This is a genomic window from Microbacterium sp. H6, assembly GCF_003314775.1.
GTDB lineage: Bacteria > Actinomycetota > Actinomycetes > Actinomycetales > Microbacteriaceae > Microbacterium > Microbacterium oxydans.
This window is the reverse complement of record NZ_QOAY01000148.1, coordinates 30,684-31,134: the sequence shown is the minus strand read 5'-3', so window position 1 is coordinate 31,134 and position 451 is coordinate 30,684. Positions and strand designations below refer to the sequence as shown.

Below are 451 nucleotides of genomic sequence, written 5' to 3'. Positions count from 1 at the left end.
ACCACGCCCGCGAAGCCGCGCTGTCGATCGCGACCGCTGCGATCGGCGTCGGCGATCGCGTGTCGTACCACGCACTGTCGCCCGGCGGCCGGAGCCTTCCCGCCGGCGGCGGCCCGCGTCACCTCGCCCGCCTTCGCGACGTGATCGCGGCGACGGGTCAGAGTGAGGGCGACCCCCGGTATCGCCGGTCGCCGGTCGTGCCGCCGGGTTCCATCATCTTCGTGCTCTCGACGTTCTTCGACGGCGCCGCCGCTCAGCTGGTCACTCGCTGGCGGGCGTCAGGCCACGCCGTGGTGGCCGTCGACGTCCTCCCTGCACCGGAGGAGAGCCGACTCACGCGTGAACAGCGCATCGCGTTGCGCACCCTGCTGGCGGAGCGCTCCGACATCCTCGTCGAGCTCGAGCACGCCGGCGTCGAGGTCGTCAGATGGACGGATTCCGATGCCGACGT

Annotated in this window: 1 pseudogene; it reads left to right on the top strand. The window is 72.1% G+C overall.

From position 1 onward, the window contains the following. Positions 1–451: pseudogene (locus DSP71_RS09610) on the top strand (DUF58 domain-containing protein); the annotation flags it as partial.